Source organism: Nonomuraea sp. NPDC001684 (assembly GCF_053596515.1).
The window spans coordinates 1-18,847 of the sequence record NZ_JBSFGJ010000046.1; the positions used below are offsets into that span (position 1 = coordinate 1).

Annotated in this window: 20 protein-coding genes and 1 tRNA gene; 11 read left to right on the forward strand and 10 right to left on the reverse strand. The window is 72.5% G+C overall.

All coding sequences use genetic code 11. The features are described 5' to 3' along the window. From ACWCSD_RS12220 to ACWCSD_RS12230, 3 genes are all read left to right on the forward strand, one after another. Positions 1-657: L-serine ammonia-lyase (locus tag ACWCSD_RS12220; RefSeq protein WP_449914392.1), on the forward strand; the 657-nt coding region annotated here is incomplete at its 5' end. A 49-nt stretch (positions 658-706) separates the two neighbouring features. Next, positions 707-967, forward strand: coding sequence for a type II toxin-antitoxin system Phd/YefM family antitoxin (locus ACWCSD_RS12225; RefSeq protein ID WP_352350160.1), 261 nt, complete (start codon positions 707-709; stop codon positions 965-967). Continuing rightward, the gene (locus ACWCSD_RS12230; protein ID WP_449914394.1) at positions 964-1,221 is read left to right on the forward strand and encodes a Txe/YoeB family addiction module toxin; all 258 of its coding nucleotides are present in this window, start codon (positions 964-966) and stop codon (positions 1,219-1,221) included. Before ACWCSD_RS12225 ends, ACWCSD_RS12230 begins: the two co-directional genes overlap by 4 nt. A gap of 367 nt (positions 1,222-1,588) precedes the next feature. On the opposite strand, the gene ACWCSD_RS12235 is transcribed toward ACWCSD_RS12230, so the two are convergent. Continuing rightward, on the reverse strand, positions 1,589-2,101 hold the full coding sequence (locus tag ACWCSD_RS12235; RefSeq protein WP_358283565.1) for a hypothetical protein: 513 nt from the start codon (positions 2,099-2,101) through the stop codon (positions 1,589-1,591). Then, positions 2,101-2,682, reverse strand: a complete 582-nt coding sequence (locus ACWCSD_RS12240; protein ID WP_352350154.1) for a DUF6286 domain-containing protein — start codon at positions 2,680-2,682, stop codon at positions 2,101-2,103. Before ACWCSD_RS12240 ends, ACWCSD_RS12235 begins: the two co-directional genes overlap by 1 nt. Positions 2,683-2,867: 185 nt before the next feature. On the opposite strand from ACWCSD_RS12240, the gene ACWCSD_RS12245 reads away from it, so the two are divergent. Then, on the forward strand, positions 2,868-4,061 hold the full coding sequence (locus tag ACWCSD_RS12245) for an amino acid deaminase/aldolase (RefSeq protein WP_449914397.1): 1,194 nt from the start codon (positions 2,868-2,870) through the stop codon (positions 4,059-4,061). Positions 4,062-4,088: 27 nt separating this feature from the next. On the opposite strand, the gene ACWCSD_RS12250 is transcribed toward ACWCSD_RS12245, so the two are convergent. Continuing rightward, on the reverse strand, positions 4,089-4,421 hold the full coding sequence (locus ACWCSD_RS12250) for a DUF3618 domain-containing protein (RefSeq protein WP_189648887.1): 333 nt from the start codon (positions 4,419-4,421) through the stop codon (positions 4,089-4,091). 151 nt (positions 4,422-4,572) lie between these two features. Between ACWCSD_RS12250 and bcp the strand changes: the two genes are divergently transcribed. The 6 genes from bcp (at position 4,573) to ACWCSD_RS12280 (ending at position 10,646) form a co-directional block, all read left to right on the forward strand. Next, positions 4,573-5,046: a thioredoxin-dependent thiol peroxidase gene (bcp, locus tag ACWCSD_RS12255; protein ID WP_352350148.1), complete on the forward strand. Its 474-nt coding sequence runs from the start codon at positions 4,573-4,575 to the stop codon at positions 5,044-5,046. Positions 5,047-5,149: 103 nt separating this feature from the next. Further along, positions 5,150-5,232 (forward strand) — tRNA-Leu (locus ACWCSD_RS12260). A 243-nt stretch (positions 5,233-5,475) separates the two neighbouring features. Then, positions 5,476-6,645, forward strand: a complete 1,170-nt coding sequence (locus tag ACWCSD_RS12265) for a sensor histidine kinase (RefSeq protein ID WP_449914399.1) — start codon at positions 5,476-5,478, stop codon at positions 6,643-6,645. Further along, positions 6,645-7,295: a response regulator transcription factor gene (locus ACWCSD_RS12270; RefSeq protein WP_397162495.1), complete on the forward strand. Its 651-nt coding sequence runs from the start codon at positions 6,645-6,647 to the stop codon at positions 7,293-7,295. The genes ACWCSD_RS12265 and ACWCSD_RS12270 overlap by 1 nt, the downstream gene beginning before the upstream one ends. A gap of 107 nt (positions 7,296-7,402) precedes the next feature. Further along, on the forward strand, positions 7,403-8,155 hold the full coding sequence (locus tag ACWCSD_RS12275; RefSeq protein WP_352350142.1) for an ABC transporter ATP-binding protein: 753 nt from the start codon (positions 7,403-7,405) through the stop codon (positions 8,153-8,155). A gap of 1 nt (position 8,156) precedes the next feature. Further along, positions 8,157-10,646, forward strand: a complete 2,490-nt coding sequence (locus ACWCSD_RS12280) for an ABC transporter permease (RefSeq protein ID WP_449914402.1) — start codon at positions 8,157-8,159, stop codon at positions 10,644-10,646. Between the two features lie 235 nt (positions 10,647-10,881). Here the strand turns inward: ACWCSD_RS12280 and ACWCSD_RS12285 are convergent, their stop codons facing one another. From ACWCSD_RS12285 to rph, 5 genes are all read right to left on the reverse strand, one after another. Then, on the reverse strand, positions 10,882-11,151 hold the full coding sequence (locus ACWCSD_RS12285) for a hypothetical protein (protein WP_357971121.1): 270 nt from the start codon (positions 11,149-11,151) through the stop codon (positions 10,882-10,884). Then, complete coding sequence (locus ACWCSD_RS12290; protein ID WP_449914404.1) at positions 11,148-12,797, reverse strand: toxin glutamine deamidase domain-containing protein; 1,650 nt, start codon at positions 12,795-12,797, stop codon at positions 11,148-11,150. The genes ACWCSD_RS12285 and ACWCSD_RS12290 overlap by 4 nt, the downstream gene beginning before the upstream one ends. A 119-nt stretch (positions 12,798-12,916) precedes the next feature. Then, complete coding sequence (locus ACWCSD_RS12295; protein WP_449914406.1) at positions 12,917-14,560, reverse strand: molybdopterin-dependent oxidoreductase; 1,644 nt, start codon at positions 14,558-14,560, stop codon at positions 12,917-12,919. Between the two features lie 46 nt (positions 14,561-14,606). Beyond that, positions 14,607-15,197: an RdgB/HAM1 family non-canonical purine NTP pyrophosphatase gene (gene rdgB / locus ACWCSD_RS12300; protein ID WP_358283548.1), complete on the reverse strand. Its 591-nt coding sequence runs from the start codon at positions 15,195-15,197 to the stop codon at positions 14,607-14,609. Further along, positions 15,194-15,913 carry a ribonuclease PH gene (gene rph, locus ACWCSD_RS12305; RefSeq protein ID WP_358283918.1) on the reverse strand — a complete coding sequence of 240 codons (720 nt, stop codon included), beginning with the start codon at positions 15,911-15,913 and terminating at the stop codon, positions 15,194-15,196. Before rph ends, rdgB begins: the two co-directional genes overlap by 4 nt. 68 nt (positions 15,914-15,981) lie before the next feature. On the opposite strand from rph, the gene ACWCSD_RS12310 reads away from it, so the two are divergent. Continuing rightward, positions 15,982-17,220, forward strand: coding sequence for an MFS transporter (locus tag ACWCSD_RS12310; RefSeq protein ID WP_449914409.1), 1,239 nt, complete (start codon positions 15,982-15,984; stop codon positions 17,218-17,220). Here the strand turns inward: ACWCSD_RS12310 and ACWCSD_RS12315 are convergent. Together ACWCSD_RS12315 and murI are read right to left on the reverse strand one after the other, a co-directional pair. Further along, positions 17,205-17,957: an MBL fold metallo-hydrolase gene (locus ACWCSD_RS12315; protein ID WP_357971117.1), complete on the reverse strand. Its 753-nt coding sequence runs from the start codon at positions 17,955-17,957 to the stop codon at positions 17,205-17,207. The genes ACWCSD_RS12310 and ACWCSD_RS12315 overlap by 16 nt on opposite strands. Next, positions 17,954-18,778: a glutamate racemase gene (gene murI, locus ACWCSD_RS12320; RefSeq protein WP_387645872.1), complete on the reverse strand. Its 825-nt coding sequence runs from the start codon at positions 18,776-18,778 to the stop codon at positions 17,954-17,956. The genes ACWCSD_RS12315 and murI overlap by 4 nt, the downstream gene beginning before the upstream one ends. Positions 18,779-18,847 lie beyond the last annotated feature (69 nt).

Consider the following 18,847-nt stretch of genomic DNA (forward strand, 5'->3'; position numbering starts at 1 on the left):
GTCAAGCGCCGCGCCAACCAGCTCCACCGGCGGCTGCAGGCCGAGTCGGCCGAGAAGGACCCGCTGCAGGCGATGGACTGGGTGGCGCTGTTCGCCCTGGCCGTCAACGAGGAGAACGCCGCCGGCGGCCGCATCGTCACCGCCCCCACCAACGGCGCCGCGGGCATCATCCCGGCCGTGCTGACGTACTACACCAAGTTCGTCCCGAGCGCCGACGACGACGGCGTGGTGCGTTTCCTGCTCACGGCGGCCGCGATCGGCGTGCTGTTCAAGGAGAACGCCTCGATCTCCGGCGCCGAGGTCGGCTGCCAGGGCGAGGTGGGCTCGGCCTGCTCGATGGCCTCGGCCGGGCTGACCGAGGTCATGGGCGGCACCCCCGAGCAGGTGGAGAACGCCGCCGAGATCGGCATCGAGCACAACCTCGGGCTGACCTGCGACCCGATCGGCGGCCTGGTGCAGATCCCGTGCATCGAGCGCAACGCGGTGGCCTCCAACAAGGCCATCACGGCCGCCAGGATCGCCCTGCGCGGCGACGGCCGCCACTACGTGGCGCTGGACAAGGCCATCAAGACCATGCGCGACACCGGCCGCGACATGCTCGACAAGTACAAGGAGACCTCCCGCGGCGGCCTGGCCGTCAACGTCATCGAGTGCTGACCCGCCTCCGAGTGGTACCGTGAAGTTGTACCACTCGGAGGAGGCGACCATGTCCATCACCGCCAGCGAGGCTCGCCGTCGTCTGTTCCCCCTCATCGAGGAGGTCAACAACGACCGCACCGCCGTGGAGATCGTGTCCAAGAGCGGCAGCGCCTACCTGGTGGCCGCAGAGGAGTACGAAGCACTCCAGGAGACGGCCTACCTGCTACGTTCCCCGGCCAACGCCCGCCGGCTGATCGAGTCCTATCAGGAAGCGATCCAAGGGCGTCATGAGCGACACGAGCTGCTGGGCGACGAGGCTGCTCGGTGAAGGTGGCGTTCACCAGCCAGGGCTGGGAGGACTACGTCCACTGGCAGACGGCTGACCGGCAGGTGCTCAAGCGCATCAACCGGCTCGTCGAGGATGTCCTGCGCGATCCTTACGAGGGCATCGGCAAGCCCGAGCCCCTCAAGTACGCGTTGGCGGGCGCCTGGTCCCGGCGCATCACCGACGAGCATCGCCTGGTGTATCTCGTCCTGCACGACGAGATCGTCGTCCTGCAGGCTCGCTACCACTACGAGTAGACCCGCCCGGCCCCCTCCGCGGGAGAGGGCCGGGGAGCCGGGTGTCAGGCGGATGAGCGGCAGATGACCGTGGTGGTGTGGCTGTCCACGCAGATCAGGCCGACCGCGGGGCTGAGCGCCTGGGCCAGCAGGCCGGGCAGGTGGTCCCCCACGCAGTGCATCTGGCCGTCTTCCCCGATCTTGCAGGGGATCAGCGGAAAGCCGTCGCCCGTCGCCGCGTGGGCGGCGGGCGCGGCGAGCGCGAGGGCGAGGGTTGCGGCGGCGAACGCGCCGATGATGCGGTGAATGACGACCTCCCGATCGGATTCGACGACGAAGGCGCCGAGTCGCGCCTTCTTCCTTCAGCTACGAGCAGCCGGTTGACTGGTCAGCGGCGCTCGGCCGGTTGGCGGCGGACGTGCACGCGGACGACCGCAGGCGTCTCGTCGTCGCGCACCTCACGGCGGATGCGGCCGACGATGTCCTGGTCGAGCTTGGTCACCACCGCGCCGACGTCCGCGTCGGAGGGGCAGGTCAGGGCGACGCGCAGGCCGTTGTCGGCGACCCGTACGGCCGCCCGGCCCAGGCCGTCCACGCCCTTGAGGCCCACGCACAGCATGGCCGTGCCGGTGCCGCTGGCCGCGCCCCGGCGGCCCCAGCCCAGGCTGAGCAGCAGCCAGCGCACGGCGAGCATGGCCAGGATCAGCATGGCGAAGGCCAGCAGCCACAACGTCCAGGGGTCGGCGGCCAGCGTGCGGGCGAACTCGGCGGGCAGCACCTTGGCGTTGCGCGGCAGGTCGAACAGCAGGCCCCGGCCGCGCAGCCAGCCGTAGCCGCCCACGGCGAGCAGGGCGAGGCCGACCAGGGCCAGGCCGACGCGGTTGCCCGTGTACTGCCGCATCACACGCCCTTCCTGCGCAGCCGGACGACGACCTCGCCGGTGCCGAGCGTGCCGACGCCGGCCAGCCGGTCGCCGACCGCCGTGCCGACCTGCCGGAGCATCGCGCCCGAGCTCTCCGGCCCGGTCACGACGGTGACCTCGATGGTGCGCCGGCGCAGCCGTACCCGGGCCCGGTCCACGCCGTTGACCTTCTGGGCGGCCGCGCGCAGGGTGCGCCGCAGCCCGGCGCGGGTGATGCCGATGACGATCAGCGGGTCGGACGTCTCGACCGGGACCGTCCTGGACCGTCCCGGCACGATCGCGAGCAGCAGCATCAGCAGCCCGGCGCCGGCGGTGAGCAGCGCGGCCGAGGAGACCTGCGGCCAGGTCCGCGCGCCGGCCAGCTCGACCGCCTCGTTCACCGGGACCCAGCCCAGCGGCTTGCCGAGCAGCGACGTCACCACCTCGGCGGTCGTCGCGCCGAGCACGGCGGCCAGGACGAGCGCGACGAGCGCGCCGGGCAGCGTGCGCGCCGGTCTGAGCGCCCTTCTCGCCCTGCGCAGCCCGGTGTGGTGCTGGGCGGTGATGGCTGCGGGCACCATCTGCTGAAGCGTGGTCATCACAACGACAGACGTACATGGGTGCGCGGGGGCCGCGACCGCGCCCTCGCCGCCCATTTGCCCGATCATTACGGCCGCACCAAGGAAAGTGAACCTCTCCCGCGCTCCGGAAAGGAATATGAACCCCACTCATATTCATTCGCCCGATATGCCGTTACCCTGCTGACATGGATGACCGCCGGCGCTACGACCGCGCCACCGCCGCGCTCGAACCGCCCTTCGCGATCCTCGATCTGGCGGCCATGCGGGCCAACGCGGCCGACCTGGTGCGCCGCGCCGCCGGCAAGCCGATCCGGGTGGCGAGCAAGTCCGTGCGCAGCCGCGCGGTCCTCGAACGCATCCTGGCCATGGACGGCTTCCGCGGCGTCATGGCCTTCACCCTCCCCGAGGCCCTGTGGCTGGCCGGGCAGGGTTTCACCGACATCCTGGTCGCCTACCCCACGGCCGACCGGCACGCGCTCGCCGCCCTGGCCGCCGACCCGCGGGCCGCCGCCGAGATCGCGATCACCGTCGACTCCCGCGAGCAGCTCGACTTCGTCGAGCAGGCCGTGTCGGATGTGCATCCCAGAGCCGAGCTGCGGCTCTCCCTCGACCTGGACGCCGGCTACGTCGCCCTCGGCGGCAAGTTCAGGGCCGGCGCGCTCCGCTCCCCCGTACGCGAGCCCCACGAGGCCGCCGACCTGGCCACGGCCATCGCCAAGCGCCCGGGGCTGCGCCTGGTGGGGCTCATGGCCTACGAGGCGCAGATCGCCGGGGTGGGCGACGCCCCGCCGGGCAACGCCGCCTTCGCGCGCGTCGTCCGGGTCATGCAGGCCCGCTCGGCCCGCGAGCTGATCCTGCGCCGCGGCCGCGTCGTGAACGCCGTGCGCCAGGTCGCCGACCTGGAGTTCGTCAACGGCGGCGGCACGGGCTCGATCGAGACGACGGTCAGGGAGAAGGCGATCACGGAGGTCGCCGCCGGATCGGGCTTCTTCCACCCGCGGCTGTTCGACTTCTACCGGCGTTTCACCGGCCGTCCGGCGGCCCTGTTCGCGCTGCCGGTCGTCCGGCGGCCGGGGCCGGACACGGTGACGGTGCTGGGCGGCGGCTACCTCGCCTCCGGCCCTCCCGGGCCGAGCCGGCTGCCGCAGCCGTACCTGCCCGCCGGCCTGCGGTACGCGCAGGACGAGGGCGCGGGCGAGGTGCAGACCCCGCTGCTGGGCCAGGCGGCCCAGGAGCTGCGGGTCGGGGACCGGGTGTGGTTCCGGCACGCCAAGGCGGGCGAGATGTGCGAGCGCTTCGACACCCTGCACCTCGTGGACGGCGACACCCTGGCCGAGTCGGTGCCGACGTACCGGGGCGAGGGCCGGACGTTCCTGTGACCCCGGCCCCGGCCCCGGCACCCGCGCTCAGCGCCGGCGGCGCCTGCGCCGGAACAGCACGATCGCGGCGCCGACGACCAGCACCGCGCCGACGCCGATGAGCACCGGCGCCAGGTTGGGCTGCTCGTCCTCCCACACCCCTTCGGGCTTGTCGCCGTAGTCGACCGGGCGGGCGGTCACCCCGAGGGCGTCCCCCACGGACGCCACGAAGTGGCCCGCCCGGCTCTTGACATCGGCGACCGTACGCTCGGCGACCCGCTTGGGGCTCACCCGGTCGGCGATGGCGTCGACCGTCTGCGCCAACTCCGCGCGCGTGCGCGCGATCCGCCGCTCCAACTCGTCGGGATCGGTGTCAGCCATGGCTCTCCTTTCGACCGTACGCGTGGTCGCGCCCGCTACGTTGTCCGTCGCGAGCTCCGTCCGTTCTGGTCGTGATCAGTCTGTCAGGTCGGCGTGCCGTACGGCACAGCGGCCGGGCCGGTAGGTTTGCCGGAGGAACTCAGGAGGGCCCATGACAGAGACCAAGCTCGCGCCCGGCGACGCCGCGCCCGAGTTCACGCTACCCACCGCCGACGGCGGCACCGTCTCCCTCGACAGCCTGCGCGGCAAGAGGGTGATCCTCTATTTCTACCCCGCCGCCATGACGCCCGGCTGCACCAAACAGGCCTGCGACTTCCGCGACAACCTCAGCCAGTTGACCGGCGAGGGTTTCGTCGTCCTCGGCGTGTCGAAGGACAAGCCGGAGAAGCTGGCCAAGTTCGTCGCCCGCGACGCCCTGACCTTCCCCTTGTTGTCGGACCCGGAGCTCGCCGTCCACCAGGCCTATGGCGCGTACGGCCCGAAGAAGCTCTACGGCAAGGAGATGATCGGCGTGATCCGCTCGACGTTCGTCATCGACGCCGACGGCAAGATCGAGCAGGCGCTCTACAACGTGAAGGCCACCGGCCACGTGGCCTCGCTCAAGAAGAAGCTCGGCCTGGCCTGACCCCGGCTCGCGGGCCCCGCCGACAGGGGCCCGCGGTCGTCGCGGAAGGCTGCCCGGCCACGGCCGGAGCGCTAAGCTGTTCCCAGCCCGCCTCGGCGGGATCGCGGGCGTGGCGAAATGGCATACGCGGCAGGTTTAGGTCCTGTTGGTGGAGACACTGTGGGGGTTCGAGTCCCCCCGCCCGCACACGCAGCGGCTGCGCGGGGCGCGCCGTCCGGGAGGCCGGGTCGCGCGGTGCTTCCTCTTCACCGCGCGACCCGCGTCTCGATCATGATCCGCCATCACGATCTCCCTTTACTCGCCCGCGAGGGGCGCTCCCAGGTACCACCATGCCTGGTCCCCCGTAAGACCCATGTAAGACCTGGGTCGTAGGTGGACTTCCCCCTCCAGGCGGACAAACCCGCGGCGTGGCTTACATATCGTGATGATGTGTTCGGCAGGGTACGGGCGTGGTCGAGGCGCCACGGCGGGCTGGTGAGCGTCCTGCGGGTCGCCCCCCTCGCCGTCTTCAGCTTGCTTCTGGCGATCCCCTACGCCTCAATCACCCCGGCGGGGGGCAGCCGGTACCTGGGCGTGGCGGGCTACGTCGCGCTCTCGGTGCTGCTGATCGCGCCGCTGCTGTGGCGGCGCAGGCCGCTGGCGGCCTACGCGGTGATCACACTGGCCTCCTTCGGGCAGTGGCTGGCCCACGTCGACCCGCTGCCCGCCAACCTCGCGGTCATGGTGGCGTTGTGGACGGTCGCCTCCGAGTGCGCGTTCCGGTGGGCGCTGGCCGCCGGGCTGGTGGCCGAGCTGGGGATCTTCCTGGCGCTGGTGAACTGGTCCGTCGCCACCTTCGGCATGTTCTTCAGCGGCTCGATCTTCGTCGTCACCATCTGGCTGGCCGGCCTGTACGCCAACACCCGCCGGCGCTACCTCGAAGGGCTGGAGGAACGCGCCGAGCGGGCCGAGCGCGAACGCGACCAGCAGGCCAGGATGGCCGCGGCGGCCGAGCGCACGAGGATCGCCAGGGAGCTGCACGACGTGGTGGCGCACAATGTCAGCGTGATGGTGGTGCAGGCCGACGGCGCGGGCTTCGCCCTCGACAGCGACCCCGAGCAGGCCCGGCTGGCCGTACGGAACATCTCCAAGACCGGGCGGGCGGCCCTGGCCGAGATGCGCAGGATGGTCGGCGTGCTGCGCGAGAACGAGGACGACGGCACCGACTACACCCCGCAACCCGGCCTGGGCCAGCTCGAAGAGCTGGTACGCGGCGCCGGCGTGCCCGCCAGCCTGCGGATCGGCGGCGTGCCCGGCGAGCTTCCCGAAGGGCAGCAGCTCGCCGTCTACCGCATCGTCCAGGAGGCGCTGACGAACGCGCTCAAGCACGGCGGCCCGCACGTCCAGGCGCGGGTCGAGATCGACTACGGCGGGCCGGAGCTGGTCGTCCGGGTGACCGACGACGGCCGGGGGGCCGCCGCGCCGCGCAGCCCGGACGGGCACGGCCTGATCGGCATGCGCGAACGCGTCGGCATGTACGGCGGCGCGGTCTCGGCCGGTCCCCTGACCGGCGGCGGCTTCGAGGTGCTGGCCCGCCTCCCGACGGCCAGGGCGGCGTGATGATCAGGGTGATGCTGGTCGACGACCAGGAGCTGCTGCGGGCCGGGTTCAAGATGGTGCTCGGCGCCCAGCCCGACATCGACGTGGTGGCCGAGGCCGCCGACGGCGTCACGGCCCTGGAGCTGCTGGACCGCGTCGAGGTGGACGTCGTGCTGATGGACGTCCGCATGCCGCGCATGGACGGCGTCGAGGCGACCAGGCGCATCGACGGGCCGAAGGTGCTGATCCTGACCACCTTCGACCTCGACGAGTACGCCCTGGCCGCGATCAAGGCGGGCGCGGCCGGGTTCCTGCTGAAGGACGTGCCGCCGGCCGATCTGGTCAACGCCATCAGGCAGGTGCACGCGGGCGACGCCGTGGTCTCGCCGCGCACGCTGCGCCGGATGCTGGACCGCTTCGCCGCCCAGTTGCCGGTGGAGGAGCTGCCGGCGGCGACCGAGCTGACCCCGCGCGAGCGGGAGGTGCTGCTCATGGTGGCCCGCGGCCTGTCGAACATGGAGATCGCGGGCCGCCTGGAGGTCGCCGAGGCCACGGTGAAGACGCATCTCGGCCGGGTGCTGGCCAAGCTGGGGCTGCGGGACCGGGCGCAGGTGGTCGTGTACGCCTACGAGGCGGGGCTCGTCGTGCCCTCGCATCGGCCGAAAGGCTGACGAGGGTCGTCTGAGGTCCTACACGAAGTCCCTCCTCAGGGCCCACAATTCCTGAAATTTCCACTCCTAACGTGGGTCGCGACGAGAAATTGCGACAAGGAGTGAAAGTGACCCTCACCGAGTCCTGGCGCGCGGCACCGCCCGCGGTGGTGGCCAAGGCCCTGACCAAGGTGTACGGCCAGGGCGACGCCCAGGTCCACGCCCTCCGCGGCGTGGACGTGGCCTTCGCCACCGGCGCCTTCACGGCGATCATGGGCCCGTCCGGCTCCGGGAAGTCGACGCTCATGCACTGCCTGGCCGGCCTGGACACCGCCACCTCGGGCACGGTGCACATCGGCGACGTCGAGCTGACCGGCCTGGCCGACCGGCAGCTCACGCTGCTGCGCCGGGAGCGGATCGGCTTCATCTTCCAGGCGTTCAACCTGCTGCCCACGCTGACCGCCGAGCAGAACATCAGGCTGCCCCTGGACATCGCCGCCCGGCAGGCGGACGAGGAGCTGTTCGCCCGGGTCATCGACACCGTCGGGCTGCGCAACCGGCTCGGGCACCGGCCGACCGAGCTGTCCGGCGGCCAGCAGCAGCGCGTGGCCGTGGCCAGGGCCCTGATCAGCAAGCCGCAGGTGATCTTCGCCGACGAGCCCACGGGCAACCTGGACTCGCGCAGCGGCTCGGAGATCCTGTCCTTCCTGCGCACCTCGGTCCGCGAGCTCGGCCAGACCATCGTCATGGTCACCCACGACCCGGTCGCGGCGGCCTACGCCGACCGGGTGGTGTTCCTGCGCGACGGCGAGCTGGTCACCGAGATCACCTCGCCGTCGCCGCAGGCCGTCCTGGACACGCTCGTGAAGCTGGAGGGCTGAGGTGCTGAAGACGGCGCTGGCCGGGCTGCGCGCGCACAAGCTCAGGCTGCTGCTCACCTCGCTGGCGATCACACTCGGGGTGGGCTTCATCGCGGGCACGTTCGTGCTGAACGACACCATCCAGGCGGGCTTCTCCCAGCGCGTCACCGCCGACGCCGACAAGGTGGACGTGGCCGTCCTGCCCAAGGAGCGCGACGGCGTGCTGCCGGAGAAGGCCCTGGAACGGGTGCGCGCCCTGGCCGGCGTGACCGAGGCGCAGGGCCTGATCCGCGACCCCGCGCCGCTGCTCGGCAAGGACGGCAGGGCGGTCGGCAGCAGCCCGACCACGGCCCTGTCCATCGTCCCCGGCCCGCTGGACCGCACCGCGATCGTCGCGGGCACCGGCCCGGGCACCGACGACCAGGCCGCCGTGCTGGACAAGAACACCGCGAAGTCGCAGGGCCTGCGGCTCGGCGACACGATCACCGTGCTCGACCGCAAGCAGGCCCGCCACCAGTTCCGCCTGGTCGGCCTGCTCGACCCCGGAGTGGACCAGGAGCTCTCCTTCACCGGCGCGGTCGGCTTCACCGCGGCCACCGCGCAGCGCATGACCGGCGCCAAGGGCTACCGCGAGATCGACGTCGCCGGCTCGGCCCCCGGGCTGAAGCAGGCCGTGGCCGCGGCGCTCGGCGACGCCTACGAGGTCAAGTCCGGCACGGAGCTGGCCGACGACCTGGCGGCCTCGGCCGGGCTGTCGATGCGCACGCTGACCATCGGCCTGCTGCTGTTCGGGGCGGTGGCGATGATGGTGGCCGCGCTGGTCATCTACAACACCTTCACCATCCTGGTCGCGCAGCGCACCCGGGAGATGGCGCTGCTGCGCTGCATCGGCGCGACCCGCGGGCAGGTGTTCGGCTCGATCGTGCTGGAGTCGGTCGCGGTCGGGCTGCTCGCCTCCGCGCTCGGCCTGCTGGCCGGTTACGGGCTGGCCATGCTCGCCCTGACGCTGCTGGCCGCGTTCGACGCCCCCATGCCCACGGACGCGGCGGTCGCGCTGACGCCGGCCACCGTCGGGATCGGTCTGGCCGTCGGCCTGGTGGTCACCCTGTTCGCGGCCCTGCTGCCCGCGCGGGCGGCCACCCGCGTGCCGCCGGTCGCGGCGCTGCGCGCCCAGCCGGAGGAGCAGGACTTCCGCACCGGCCTGCTGCGCTCGGTGTTCGCGGGGCTGTTCCTGCTGGCCGGGGCGGGCCTGACCGCGTACGGCGTGGCGGGGCTGCCGGCGGGCGAGACGAGCACGCTCTTCGTCGTGATGGCGGGCGGCGCGCTGGTCTTCCTGGCCGTGCTGATCCTCGGGCCGGTGCTGGTCGGGCCGCTGAGCGCGGTGGTGGGCTGGATCCCGGCCAAGCTGTTCGGCGTGCCCGGACGCCTGGCCCTGGACAACTCGGCCCGCAACCCCCGGCGCGCCGCGACCACCACGGTCGCGCTCACCATCGGCGTCACGCTGATGACGCTGATCTCGGTGCTCAGCGCCTCCACCCGGCTGACCGTGTGGAACAAGCTCGACGAGCAGTTCCCGGTCGACTACATGCTGGCCGGCCAGGTGCGGGACAGCGGGGTGCCCAGGTCGGTGGCCGAGAAGCTGCGCGGCCGTCCCGAGCTGGCCTCGGTGCTGCAGATCCGCGAGACCCCGGGCAAGGTAGGCGACCGGCGCTTCGACATCGGCACCTACCACGGGACCGTCACCCCCGAGGTGCTGTCCGGCTCGATGGCGGGCCTGTCGGCCGGGCAGGTCGCACTGCTCGACTACGCGGCCTCCGCCCTGGGCGTCAAGGTCGGCGACACGGTCACGGTGAAGACCGAGCTGGCCGGGTCCGTGCCGCTGAAGGTGGTCGCCGTCCTCGCCGGGACGAACTCCACCCTGCCGCCGCTCACCGTCGCCGAGCGGCCGTTCGACACCTACTACGACCGGGTGCCCGACTCCCGCGTGATGATCAACATCCGCGACGGCGTCGCGACCGACCAGGCCCGCCAGGTGGTCAAGGCCGCGATCGCGGCCCATCCCACCGTCCAGATGGCCAGCTCGACCGAGGTGCGCGGGCAGTTCGACGAGACCCTGGACATGCTGCTCATGATCGTGACCGGGCTGCTCGGGCTGGCGATCCTGATCTCGCTGCTCGGCATCGCCAACACCCTGTCGTTGTCGGTGCACGAGCGCACCAGGGAGTCGGCGCTGCTGCGGGTGCTCGGGCTGACCCGGCCGCAGCTGCGGCGGATGCTCTCGGTCGAGGCGCTGCTGCTCGGCCTGATCGGGGCGCTGGTCGGCGTGGTGCTCGGCGGCGTGTTCGGCTGGGCCGCGGTACGGGCGATGCTGCCCGGTGCGGTGTTCTCCGCGCCGCTCGGGCAGATCGCGCTGTTCGTGGTGCTCTCGGGGCTGGCGGGCGTGCTGGCCGCCGTGGTGCCGGCCCGGCGGGCGGCCAGGGCGTCGATCGTCGGCTCGCTGGCTACGGGCTAATCCCTGATAAAAGCGAATAAAAGCGAAAAATCAGGATAGAGGGTACGCGCAGGGGCTGCGCGGCCTCATGGGACGGGTGTCGTGGGGGACGCCGAGGCCGCGCGGCCACATACGTGCCGCCAGACCAGAAGCCAGGTCGGGCGCCAGGTCGGACGCCCCATGGGGGGCGGCCACGTACGTGCCGCCAGGTCGGGCGCCCCATGGGGGCGGCGCCCGGCCCCGCGTGTGCCACGGGTCAGCGCGGGGTGCGACCCGGCCAGAGCTCGGCGACGGTCTCGGGGTCCAGCAGCGGCCGCACCACGACCTCCCCGGACGCCTTGTCGATCACGATGCACGCCCCGCCGACCGTGTCCGGCAGGGTGGTGGGGTCGTCGGGGTCGAGCTCCCGGATCCACGCGACGTACCCGTCGTGGAAGCCGTACAGGCCCACCGACAGCGGCTCGTCCGGCGGACGCGTCCCGTTGACGTACTCCTCCGCCAGCGCCCTGGCCTGGTCCATGTTCATCGCGGCCGCCCCTGCCGGTCGAGGATCATGCAGAACACCCCCGTCACCGTCGCGTACGGCGGCTCGACCGACATGTGCCCGCGCTGGGCGTCGATCCAGATCACCTCGCTGCCGGAGTTGACCGCGTTCCAGACGTGCGACCCGCCGCCCGGCCAGCGCACCACGATGACCGCGCTCGCGCCGTGCCCGGCCTCCAGCAACCGCCGGGCGATCATGGGGTAGGCGTGCCGCCCCTGGCCCGCGTACTGGAACCGCTGGCCGGTCCACCGCTCGATCCGGGCCGCTCCGCCCTTCTCGCCGGTGAGCAGCGGACGGCCGATCCCGTCGTACTCGGGGAGCCTGGGGGCGGCGGTGGCGGGCTCGCCGTGCCAGGTGGACAGCACGGCCAGGGCGCAGTCGGCGGCGTTGGAGGCCCGGAACGGGTCGTCCGCCGGGCCGCCGCCGTTGATCAGCCGGACCCAGGTGCCGCGCGGGTCGGGGAACCGGGTGCCGGGCTCCAGGGCCTGCCTCAGCTCCCGTTCCACCTGCGGGTCGGGCTGTGCCAGCCCGCCGGGCAGTCCGTACGGCCGGCTGTCGGCCAGCCTCGGCGGCCGCCGCTCGCCCTCGAACCAGTCGACGGCGGCACGGTTCCTCGCCCGGTCGATCCGGGCCTCCAGCGGATGCCGTCCGTCCGCACCACAGGCCCCGTCCCTCTCCCCGAACTCCAGCCGCCGCATCCCGCTGACCGCCGCCCCGAACCCCCGCGTCACCGCTCCCCCGGGTGTCTCCGGCCCACCGGTCCCGCCCCCTGGGAACTCCCCTGGCTCCCGCGCGTCCGGCCCGGCCCCAGGCGGGCCGCCCTTGCCCGGACCGGCCGCACGCGGGCTGCCCGGCTGCGGGGCGGCTTCCCGCAGGTCGCTTCCGCGTGCCGCGCCTGCCTGCGGGGTGGCTCCGTTCAGGCCGATCTCGCGCGGGGCGGCCGGCGCGGGTGCGGCTCCTTGCGGATCGCGGGCCGGGTGAGCCGTCGTGCGCGACGCCGCCTCCTCCGGGAGCTCCCGGGCGTCAGGCGCGTCAGGACGCCCCTCCCGATGTCCGGACGTGCCGGTCCGCGTCTCCCCGGCGTTCGGCACTTCTGTGGCGGTCTGCCCGTCGGTCGCCGCGCCGGCGTCGGCGTCGCAGCCGGTCGGCTCGGTGGCAGGCGGCGCCGGACCGTCCGGCACATCCGTCGGCGGCAGGCCGGGACGTGCGTCCTCCCGTTCGTCCGGGAGGGCGAGGCGGTTGAGGGTGTTCAGGCTGAACGTCAGGCCGTACGGCGTGCCGGCGCGGGCCGGGGCCGGGCGGGTGGCGAGACCGGTGAGCACGTCCAGGGCGGAGGCCACGCCAGGGGCGGGGGCTGCGGCGGGCTGGGGGGACGGGCGGGAAGGAGGAAGGGCCTGCGTACGGAGGCCGGGTGGCGGCGGCTCCTCGTCGGGGGCGCTGGAGGCGGCGGGCGTTAAGGGGGCCGTGCCCTCACGGGAGGAGGGGACCTCGGTCGTGGCGGGCGCTTCGCCGGGCACGTCCTCGGCGGCACGTTCGTAGTCGAGCCACCGGACCCCCTCCCCCACCACCGGGTTGTACTGCCCCTCCGGAAGGACCCCTCGGACGCTCGACTTGCGTTCGCGGACCACGTCCTGCCTCCTGTCCTGCTTGGACGACCGATCGTAGGGCCGCCGTCGCGTCCGAGAGGGGGAAGTGGGGAAGATTATCCGTCAGGGGGAACGGCTTTACCTGCGCAAACGTCCGCGAATCAGGCCACCTGGACCGTCACGGCCGGCCACCCGCTGGCGCCGTCGGGCGCGGGCGGCGCCTGCCGTTCGGTCTGGGTGTGACCGGCCGCGTCCGTGGCCCGCGCCTCGATCATGTGCTCCCCGGGGGTGGCGTCCCAGTCGAGCGCCCACTGCCGCCAGGTGTCGGGCCCCGGCACGGCGGCCAGCCGCGCCTGCCGCCACTCGCCCCGATCGACCCGCACCTCGACGGCGTCCACCCCGGTGTGCTGGGCCCACGCCACCCCGGCGATGGTCGTGCGCCCGGCCTTGAGCGAGGCGCCGCTCTTCGGGACGTCGATGCGCGACTCCGTCTTGATCGGCCCCTTGGCGGCCCAGCCGCGTGGCGTCCAGTACGCCTGGTCCTGGTCGAACCGGGTCACCTTCACGTCCACCACCCACTTGGTGGCCGACACGTACCCGTACAGGCCGGGCACCACCTGGCGGACGGGGAAACCGTGCTCGAACGGGAGCGCCTCGCCGTTCATGGCGATGGCGAAGAGGGCGTCGCGGCCGTCCATCACGACGTCCACGGGCGTGCCGCAGGTGAAGCCGTCGTCGGAGGTGGACAGCAGCATGTCGGCGCCCGGCTGGAGCCCGGCACGGCGCAGCAGGTCGGCCATGCGCACGCCGAGCCAGCGGGCGTTGCCGACGTACGGGCCGCCCACCTCGTTGGAGACGCAGGTCAGGGTGATGTCGGCCTCGGTGAGCGGCAGGTTCAGCAGCTCGGCGTAGGTGATCTCGACCGGTCTGTCCACCATGCCGTGGATGCGAAGCCGCCAGGCGCGCGGGTCCACCTGGGGGACGACGAGCGCCGTATCAACCCTATAGAAGTCCTGATTTTTCGTGGTGAAGGAGGACAGGCCGGGGATGCGGAAGTCCGTACCGGGGGGAAGGGGGCGGGCGGGCGTCGCGGGCCTGGGCAGCGCCAGGTTCCCCCGCGTCGCGGCCAGCTCCCGCCGCCCGCCGAGCTGGCGGCCCAGCGCGGCCGACGCCCCCGCCACCACGATCCCGCCCGCCACCCCGGTGATCAGCCGCCGCCGGTCGAAACCGCGCTCCCCCACCCCGGCCCGCATCACAGCCGGCCGCTTCACAGCCCCCTCACCGCCCGCACCGACCTCGGAGCCCTCGCCGCCGACACCGCCCGCGCCACCGATCTCGGGACCCGCCGTGGCCGTACGGCGACCACTACCCGCGCGCCGCAGCAGCCACCCCAGCGCCAGCCCCCCGCACAGGACCCCGGCCACCGTGGGCAGCACGTCCACCGCCGCCGCCCCAGGACGGGTGAGCACCGCGGCCACCCCCACCACCCCGAACAGGGCCAGCCCCGCGTACCCGTACGCGAGCCGCCGCCGCGCCAGCGCGCCGATGAGGGCCGCGATCCCGGCGAGCACCACGAGCACGCCCCCGATGAGGACGGTCTTGTCGTTCTCCCCGAACGTGTTGATCGCGAAATCCTTGACCGGCGCCGGCGTCAGGTCGACGACGGTGTCCCCCACCGCCACCACCGGAAAGGTCTCAGGACCGGCGAGCCCGGCGACGAGCTGCGCGATCCCCAGCGCCAGCGCGCCCGCCGTGAGCCCCGCCAGGGCGCCGGCCCAGGCGGGCACCGTCTCGTTCTTCTGCACGGTACGACGTTACGTCGCCCGTGGTCAGCAGGTTCTTACGCGGTGGTTACGAGCCGACGATGTCGCGCACGATCGGCGCCAGCGCGCGGAAGGCGCGGCCCCGGTGGCTGATGGCGTCCTTCTCGTCAGGGGACAGCTCGGCGGTGGTGCGGTCGTGGCCGAGCGGGACCAGGATCGGGTCGTAGCCGAAGCCGTTGGTGCCCCGCGGGGTGGTGATCAGGTGGCCGGGCAGCGTGCCCTCCACCACCCGGTGCTCACCGGACGGCAGCGCGAGCGCGGCGGCGCAGGCGAAGTGCGCCGACAGCTTCTCGGCGGGCACGTCGGAGAGCTGGGCGAGCAGCAGGTCGAGGTTGGCCTGGTCGTCGCCGTGGCGGCCGGACCAGCGGGCCGAGAAGACGCCGGGCATGCCGTTGAGCACGTCGACGCAGAGCCCGGAGTCGTCGGCCACGGCCGGCAGCCCGGAGCCGTTGGCGACGGCGTGCGCCTTGAGCAGCGCGTTCTCCTCGAAGGTGACGCCGGTCTCGGCGACCTCGCCGATCTCGGGGAACTCCTCCAGGCCGACGATCTCGAACCCGGCGAGGATGCGCCGCAGCTCCGCGATCTTGCCCGGGTTGCGGGTGGCGAGCACGATCTTCATGCGCTCAGCGCCTCCTGCTGGATCAGGGTCAGCTCCTCGCACCCGGCGGCGGCCAGGTCGAGCAGCTGGTCGAGGGCCGCGCGGTCGAAGGGCACGCCCTCGGCGGTGCCCTGCACCTCGACGAAGGCGCCCTCGCCGGTCATCACGACGTTCATGTCGGTCTCGGCGGCGACGTCTTCGGTGTAGCACAGGTCGAGCATGGGGACCGAGCCGACGACCCCGACGGAGACGGCCGCGACCGAGCCGATCAGCGGGTCTCCCGGGCACATCTTGCGCGCCTTCATCCAGGCGACGGCGTCGGCGAGCGCGACGTAGGCGCCGGTGATCGCGGCGGTCCTGGTGCCGCCGTCGGCCTGGAGAACGTCGCAGTCGAGCACAATGGAGTTTTCGCCCAGAGCCTTGTAATCGACGCACGCGCGAAGTGATCTTCCGATCAACCGGGAAATCTCGTGCGTGCGCCCGCCGATTTTGCCGCGGACCGATTCCCGATCATTACGGGTATTGGTCGCCCGCGGCAGCATCGCGTATTCGGCCGTGACCCAGCCCTGCCCGCTGCCCCTGCGCCAGCGCGGCACGCTGTCCTGCACCGAGGCCGCGCAGAGCACCCGCGTGCCGCCGAACTCGACGAGGACCGAACCCTCGGCATGCGCCAGCCACTGCCGGGTGATGGTGATGGGGCGTAGCTGGTCGGGGTTGCGGCCATCCTGTCGGGACATGCAGATCACCCTATCTCCGCGGCACGACACTCTTGACCAAATGTGTCCGACACATGGATCCTTACGCAATGACAACGGGGGTGTTGCGAAACCCTGACTTCCTCCGGTTCCTGACGTCGCACGTGGGGAACGAACTGGGAGCGAATATCTCGCGCGTGGCCCTCCCGCTGGTGGCGGTCGTCACGCTGCACGCGCAGCCGGCCCAGGTGGCTCTGCTGTCCGCGCTGCAGACCGCCGCGTTCCTCGTGCTCGGCCTGCCCGCGGGGGTGTGGGTCGACCGGATGCGCCGGCGCCGCGTGATGATGGTCACCGACCTGGCCAGGTTCGTGCTGCTGGCGAGCATTCCGCTGGCGGCGCACCTGGGCCTGCTGTCGATCGGGATGATGTTCGCGGTCGCCTTCCTGGCGGGTGCTGCGCAGGTGTTCAACGACGTCGCGGACCAGACGTACCTGCCCAGCCTGGTGAGCACGCGGCAGCTCAGCGACGGCAACTCCAAGCTGGAGGTGGTGCGCTCCGGCAGCTTCCTGGCCGGGCCGGGCATCGGCGGCCTGCTGGTGCAGCTCGTCGGCGCGCCGTTCACGATGTTCGCCACCGCGCTGGGCTCGCTGACGTCGGCGCTGTTCCTCAGCACCATCAAGACCCCGGACAAGCCGCCGGCCGCGAACGAGCCCGAGCCGTTGCTGCGCGGCATCGGCGTGGGGCTGCGCCACGTGTGGCGCGACCGCCTGCTGCGCATGTTCGCCGCGTCCTCGGTGCTGACGAACCTGACGGTCGGCGCGGTGCTCGGCCTGTCGGTGTTGTTCCTGGCCGATGAGGTGGGGCTGGCGCCCGGTCTCATCGGCGTGCTGCTCATGTCCGGCGGGTTCGGCGGCGTGGCCGCGGGCCTGCTCGGCGCGCTGCTGGCCAGGAAGGTCGGCACGGCCAGGATCACCTGGCTCTCCCTCACCGTGCCGGCGCCCTTCGCCCTGCTGCTGCCGATGACCCAGGCCGACTGGCGGGTGGCGTTCTTCGCCGTCACCTCGATCGCGTTGTCGTGGAGCGCGGCGCTGAGCACGGTCGGCCAGATCACCTACCGGCAGACGACGGTCCCCGAGCAGCTGCTGGGCCGGGTCAACGCCTCGTTCCGGTCGTTGATGTGGAGCTCGGTCCCGCTGGGCGCGCTGCTCGGCGGGATCGTCGCCCAGCAGTTCGGCGTGCGGACGGCCTTATGGGTGTTCATGATCGGCCGGGTCGTGTCGTTCGTGCCGCTGCTGTTCTCGCCGCTGCCCCGATTACGCGACTTCGACGACGTTCAGGCCAGGTCGTAGACCGCGCCGCTGCGGGCCAGCTCGATCGGCCCGGCGTAGCCGCCCCTCGACGCGTCCTGCAGCACTCTCGCGTTGTCGTTCCACGGCACCAGGTGGGTGAGCACCAGCTTGCCCGCGTTGGCCTTGGCCGCGTGCTCGGCCGCCTGACGGCCGGTCAGGTGCAGGTCGGGCGGCAGGTCGGGCCCCTCGACGAACGACGCCTCGCACAACATGAGGTCGGCCCCCGCGGCCAGCTTGACCAGCTCCGCCGACTCCCCGGTGTCCCCCGAGTACGCCATGCACACGTCGTCGCTGGCCACCCGGAACCCGTACGCCTCGACCGGATGGTTCACCAGGCCGGCGGTGACGACGAACGGCCCCACCTCGAACGAGCCGGGCGACAGCGGCGTGAAGTCGAAGGCGGTCTCCAGGCCGGGCTCGTCCGGCATCCCGTACGCGGCCGCGAGCCGGGCCGGCGCCCCCTCGGGCGCGTAGACCGGCACGGGCGGGTACGGCGCGTCGGGCCCGTACGTGCGGGCCACGTGGTAGCCGCAGACGTCGAGGCAGTGGTCGGCGTGCAGATGGGACAGGCAGATGGCGTCCACGTCGTAGAGGCCGATGTGGCGCTGGAGCGCGCCGAGCGACCCGTTGCCGAGGTCGAGCAGCATCCTGAACCCCTCGGCCTCGACGAGATAGCAGGACGCGGGGCTGTCGGGGCCGGGGTAGCTGCCCGAGCATCCGACGATGGTCACCTTCATGTGGGCCTCCCGCTAAAGGTAGTACCCCCCACTGGCGCGACTTCGACCACGTCGATCTCCGGGCCCAGGAACCGCCTGCCGAGGCGGGCGAAGAGCTGGGAGTCGCCGGTGGCGCGGAAGCGGTGCCGGGGGGTGGCCTCGCCTCCCGCCGCCAGTCCGCGGTCGTGCAGGATCCGGTAGACGTCCTTGGCCGTCTCGTCGGCGCTGGAGACCAGCGTGACCCCGTCGCCGACGACGTAGGAGATCGCGCCGGTGAGCAGCGGGTAGTGGGTGCAGCCGAGGATGAGCGTGTCGCAGCCGGCCGCCCTGATCGGCTCCAGGTAGTCGCGCAGGACGTCGATGAGCTCCTTGCTCATCGTCTCCCCGCGCTCGACGTACTCCACCAGCCGGGGCGCGGCCACGCCGGTGAGCTGCACGTCGGGGGCCGCGGTGAAGGCGTCGTGGTAGGCCAGCGACGTGATGGTGGCCTGGGTGGCGATCACGCCGACCCGGCCGGTGCGGGTGGCGCGCACCGCGCGCCTGGTGGCGGGCTGGATCACCTCGACGACCGGCACGTCGTAGCGTTCGCGGGCGTCGCGCAGCACGGCGGCGCTGGCGCTGTTGCACGCGATGACGAGCATCTTGACGTCCTGCTCGACGAGGTGGTCCATCACCTCAAGGGCGTAGGCGCGCAGCTCCGCGATGGGTTTCGGCCCGTACGGCTGGCGGGCCGTGTCGGCCACGTAGGTGATCGACTCGTGGGGGAGCTGGTCGATGATCGCGCGCGCGACCGTCAGGCCGCCCACCCCGCTGTCGAAGATCCCAATACTCTCGTCCGGCACGTTCTAGAGGGTAGGCGACCTGCTCGATCAACACCGCGTAAGAATGCTCACACCTGATGAAGGCGCGAC